The following is a 4541-nucleotide window of genomic DNA, read 5'->3' as shown; positions in this document are numbered from 1 at the left end:
CGTCAGCGCCGCACCCGGCGTGCCCGCCGTGCACCACGGGCTCCTTGCCCGCTGCCGGCCGCCCGACGGCGACCAAGGCACCCAAGGCACCCGGCGGTCCCGGCCCGGCGCGAGGCCCGGCGTGGGTACGGGAACCGGGTCGGCACGCCCGCGCCGGCCCGACCATGACCGCTCTCGGCGCCGACGGCCGTACCGATGTTCCAAGCACCGCCCATCGCATCGGATGCGAACTCGCGACGGTCTGCGACGCGGCGTCGGAGGACGCCCGAATCCCCCTGCGCGACCAGGGCGGTCGAGGCCCTGGCCCCTCCCCGGCTGCGGGCCCGCGCCGAGCGGAGCCACATCACATGACGGGGTCGTTCCGGAACACGCCGGAGACCTGCCTTCTGCCGTCAGCAGAGCACCGGCCCGACCGGGCTCGACGATCACTACAGTCCAGGCTCATGACGACGGTGACCACGCGCACGATCGCATACGCGGCCGACGGCCTGACGATGACCGGGCACCTCGCGCTCCCGGCCGGTGCCGACCGCCGGCCCGCGGTCCTGGTCGGGCCCGAGGGGGTGGGGCTCGGCGACGTCGAGCGCCGCCGGGCCGACGCGCTCGCCGAGCTGGGATACGTGGCCCTGGCCTTCGACCTCCACGGCGGGCGCTATCTGGGCGACCCCGAGGAGATGCTGGCCCGTTGCATGCCGCTGCTCGCCGACCCCGACCGGATGCGGGGCATCGGCCACGCGGCGCTCGACGTGCTCCGCGCCGAGCCGCGGACCGACCCGGACCGGATCGCCGCCGTCGGCTACGGCACCGGGGGAGCGATCGCGCTGGAACTCGGGCGCGACGGCGTCGACCTGCGCGCGATCGCGACGGTCAACGGACTGATCACGGGCCGGCCGGGCGAGACGGCGCGCATTCACTGCCCGGTGTGGGCCGGGGTCGGGTCGGAGGACCCGATCATGCCGCCCGCGCAACGGGACGCGTTCGCCGCCGAGATGCAGGCTGCGGGCGTCGACTGGCGCCTCGTGGTCTACGGCGGCGCCTTGCACGCCTTCCATCACCCACCGGTCGACCACACCGTGCTTCCCGGGGTCGGTTTTCACCCCCGGCACGCGCGGCGAGCCTGGCGGGACGTCGTCGACCTGCTCGCCGAGTGCCTACCTGTAACGGAGTGATCCGGCCGGCGACCGCGACGCTGTCAACACCTCACGCCGGACCCGTCTCCTGACAGGTACGGGTCCCACACCCAGCCGTACACCGTGTTCTTGGTGCGCAGATACGTCCATGTACCGTCTTCGCCGTCGGTGTAGCAGTGATAGTCGACGAGGTTGTTCCGCCCAGCGGTGTTCACGATGTCGCACCCCCAGTACGGGCCAGTGCGGATGTTGGTGTCGCCCTGGAACGCATAGAAATAAGAACTTTGATCCTTATCCGATGGTGTCGGCGTGGTGGGGCAGACTGCCGCTGCCGAGGCAGAAGCTGCCGACTGCCCCACCATCGTAAGACCAGTGCCTAAGCAAAACGCGATTAACAGCTGCGTGTACCTGCCTGCGCGCATTTGGACCTTCCCATCGTGTCAGCAAAATCCGTTTCAGCCTCGAAGTTTCGTGACGGGCCTCCTGCTCTGCCGGAGGCCCGTCACGAAACTTCGAGGCTGATTCCTCGGCCCATTACTGCTGGGGCAGCAGGCGCGTTCTGTGTCCTGCGCCGACGGCCTAGCCGCTTGGGCGAGGACGTCGTGGCTGAGGGCCGTTCGGCATTCAGGATGCCGAGGGTGATGGCACCTGGCCTTGTCATTCCGCGCAGGGGCGTTGCCGATTCGCGCACGCCTTGGGCGGCAGGTTTCGGTAGTCCCGCGGCGGTATCCCGTAGGTGGCCCGGAACAGGCGGCTGAAGTGCGTCGGGTTGGTGAAGCCCAAGCGTTCGGCGATGGCCTGGATGGGGCTGGCCTTCAGGCGAGGGTTGGCAAGGTCGAGGCGGCAGCGTTCCAGGCGGCGGTGGCGTATCCAGGCTGCCGGCGAGGTGTCGTCCTTCGAACCGAGGGCGCTAGTCGATCCGTCGCTGCCCGAGCCGGGGCCGAAGCCGGTGGCGGCCTGACCGGCGATGATCCAGGATGGTGCCGGTAAGCGCCCCCTGCATCCGCTCACGGAGCACCTTGAGGTCAACAGGGCGAGCGTCCCTCCTGCGAAGGATGCTGCGCAGTACAACGTCCTTCGCGTGGGGGAGCGTTTCGGCCCGTAGGGGTGATCCCTGGTTTCTGTCTGCTTCACGAGGATGAAGCCATGAAGCTGGAGATCTTTCATATGCCTCCGCCTGTCAGTGACACCGAGCGGCCCGTTCCCCGTTGGGCCATGCGCCTGGCCTACGCGCTTCCGCTGCTTCTGCTGCCGTCGTGCCTGTGGCGGCTGCCTTTCGCCCTGCACTTCGAGATGGGGCAGGTTCAGGATCTCGGCATGCCGCCCTACTGGGTGAGCATCCCGTACGTCCTCGGGCTCAGCGTGTTATCGGAAGCGATCGCGGTCTTGACCATCGGGCTGGTCCGGGGCTGGGGAGAGGTGGCACCCACCTGGATCCCGGTCATCGGCGGCAGACCTGTCCGACCGATGGCTGCCGTCGTCCCCGCCATCCTCGGCGGCCTGATTCTCACCCTGCTGTTCACCGACGTCCCGATCGGCGACGGTCGCAGGCTCACCCCGTACGGCATCGTCGACACCGTCGGATACACCAACGACGCCTGGCAGGCGCTCGCGACGGTGTGCCTCGCCCCCATCGCCGCATGGGGACCTGTCACCATCGCTCTCGGGATCGCCTACTACCGCCGTCGAACCGCGACGTCGCCGAGTCAGAGGTCCTGACAAAGGCGTTGGACGTGTCGGTGGGGGATGGGACAGGTCGGCGAGGCCGAGGAAGGCTTCGTGGATGTCGTCGCGTCGCTCCCGGCGGATCCACAGGCGGCGGAAGCCGTGCGGCCAGGAGACGGTCCGCTCGACGACCCGGCGGAAGGTGCCCGGGCCGGTGCCGTGCGGCCGGCCGCGTTCGGCGATCACCGGCCGGATGCCGCATGCCGCAGGAGTCGGCGGTACTTGTCCTGGTCGTGGCCGCGGTTGGCGAAGAGCATGTCGGGGCGACTGCGCGGCCGGCCCACGACTCCCGCCATTGCCGGGATCCTGTCCGACAACGGCAGGAGTTGGGTGACGTCGCCTGCGGTTTCCGCCGGCCGGCGACACTGCGAGCGGGATGCCCTGGCCGTCGGTGACGATTCCGACACGCTCTACGACCGCGACTGACGCTTCCCCATGCCCCCATCAACGAACGATCAAGTCGACGATCACATGATCAAACCGCTTTTGTCGGAGCCGGTAAGGAGGAGGCACGGATCGTGCGTCCGCTCGGCTGCGGGGACCGCCTGATGCCCCTGGGGCAGGGGTGGGGGGCCTTCGTACCGGCATGACGGAGTCACGTCCTCCGACCGCGCGGGGCCGAGGCGCGCGGGTGGTGGGTCGTGCGGCCCCCTCTTCCTTCTTCAGCACAGGGGGCCGCACGCGGTGCGGCGTCGAGTGGCGCCTTGCGAGCATCCATGATGAGGGATCGCGTGCAATTGCAGAGCAGAAGCGCTGTTTTTCTCCTCAAAGGGATGAACCCCCGCGCCATGAGGCCCGCGAGGCGGGTGGCGAGGCGTAGCGGGAGGTGGCGGATCTTCTTATTGTTCCGTAATCCCATGATCACATAGCGTCGGACGGCCGTGTGCGGCCATCCTGGCGGTCCCTTCCTGACGGCGCTTCAGCACCGCCTGACGGAGGGCCCGTTGGTGCCGTTCGATCACAGGAACAGAGTGCGATGTCGAGTAAGAAGGTGGTGGCCGCCGTCGTCCTGGCGGCGGCCCTCACATGGAGCACGGTGATGACCGTGCTGGGGCACGCGGCCGCCGCGGCGGTCCTGCTGCCCTCCCTGGGCCTGCTCGTGCAGCAGGTCGTCCAGGCGTTCACGGCGTCCGACGGACGCCCCCGTCCCGCGGACGCCGCACTGCCCTCCGCAGGCGACCCGACCGGGCTGCGGCGGGGCGGTCAGGAGGCGCCGCGGTGATGCCGTCGTCCGATGCCGCCCAGCCCCCACCACACAGCGCCAGACGGGGCCGCCCGCCGGCCCCCATCTCCCCGGAGGCGGGCCCGCTGCACCGCGCCTGGCTCGAACCCGTCCGCAGCGTGCACCGCACCAGCGGCCTGACCCTGGACGACCTCGTCGACCGGTCCGGCTACTCCAAGACCCGGATCAGCGAACTCCTGCGCGGAAACGGCTACTACCCCGCCTGGGAGATCACCTTCAGCGTGATCCGCGTCCTGGGCATACCCACGGAACCCATGCGCCGGCTGTGGACGGCCGCCGCCCGCGAAGCCCACAAGGGCCCGGAGTGGATCCGCCAGTGCATCGAGCAGGTCGCCCACGAGGCCGAAGGACCCCCACTGCCCTACCAGGCGTTCACCGACACCATGTACCACCCCTACCTGGAGTACGCCCGCGCCTTCCTCCTGACCGACCGGCGGGCCCGG

The 4541-nt window shown here is 69.8% G+C and carries 5 protein-coding genes and 2 pseudogenes; 4 read left to right on the top strand and 3 right to left on the bottom strand.

Going from position 1 to position 4541, the window contains the following annotated elements:
* The first annotated feature begins 443 nt into the window (after positions 1–443).
* Positions 444–1169: a dienelactone hydrolase family protein gene (locus B7767_RS35315; protein WP_085575628.1), complete on the top strand. Its 726-nt coding sequence runs from the start codon at positions 444–446 to the stop codon at positions 1167–1169.
* Between the two features lie 23 nt (positions 1170–1192).
* Here the strand turns inward: B7767_RS35315 and B7767_RS46815 are convergent, their stop codons facing one another.
* Both B7767_RS46815 and B7767_RS35310 read right to left on the bottom strand, forming a co-directional pair.
* Positions 1193–1345, bottom strand: coding sequence for a hypothetical protein (locus tag B7767_RS46815; protein ID WP_179167422.1), 153 nt, complete (start codon positions 1343–1345; stop codon positions 1193–1195).
* Between the two features lie 442 nt (positions 1346–1787).
* Positions 1788–2141 carry a helix-turn-helix transcriptional regulator gene (locus B7767_RS35310; protein WP_256923678.1) on the bottom strand — a complete coding sequence of 118 codons (354 nt, stop codon included), beginning with the start codon at positions 2139–2141 and terminating at the stop codon, positions 1788–1790.
* Between the two features lie 135 nt (positions 2142–2276).
* Here B7767_RS35310 and B7767_RS35305 point away from each other — a divergent pair, with 135 nt between their 5' ends.
* Positions 2277–2849, top strand: a complete 573-nt coding sequence (locus tag B7767_RS35305; protein WP_085575626.1) for a hypothetical protein — start codon at positions 2277–2279, stop codon at positions 2847–2849.
* Here B7767_RS35305 and B7767_RS48630 read toward each other — a convergent pair.
* Positions 2837–3254: pseudogene (locus B7767_RS48630) on the bottom strand (transposase); the annotation flags it as partial. The gene B7767_RS35305 and the pseudogene B7767_RS48630 sit on opposite strands and share 13 nt — an antisense overlap.
* Before the next feature lie 577 nt (positions 3255–3831).
* On the opposite strand from B7767_RS48630, the gene B7767_RS35290 reads away from it, so the two are divergent.
* Both B7767_RS35290 and B7767_RS46810 read left to right on the top strand, forming a co-directional pair.
* Positions 3832–4077 (top strand): hypothetical protein, encoded by a 246-nt coding sequence (locus B7767_RS35290; RefSeq protein WP_085575625.1) that lies wholly within the window; start codon positions 3832–3834, stop codon positions 4075–4077.
* Positions 4077–4541, top strand: a pseudogene (locus tag B7767_RS46810) (helix-turn-helix domain-containing protein); the annotation flags it as partial. The gene B7767_RS35290 and the pseudogene B7767_RS46810, both read left to right, overlap by 1 nt.

The organism is Streptomyces sp. 13-12-16, from assembly GCF_002114215.1.
Taxonomy (GTDB): Bacteria; Actinomycetota; Actinomycetes; order Streptomycetales; family Streptomycetaceae; genus Streptomyces.
Note: the sequence above shows the minus strand (reverse complement) of the source record. Positions and strands in the feature narration are given on the sequence as shown.

Excerpts from the sequence above, each read along its gene's own strand:
- B7767_RS35315 (WP_085575628.1), top strand. The coding sequence starts at position 444 with ATGACGACGGTGACCACGCGCACGATCGCATACGCGGCCGACGGCCTG.
- B7767_RS35290 (WP_085575625.1), top strand. The coding sequence starts at position 3,832 with ATGTCGAGTAAGAAGGTGGTGGCCGCCGTCGTCCTGGCGGCGGCCCTC.
- B7767_RS35305 (WP_085575626.1), top strand. The coding sequence starts at position 2,277 with ATGAAGCTGGAGATCTTTCATATGCCTCCGCCTGTCAGTGACACCGAG.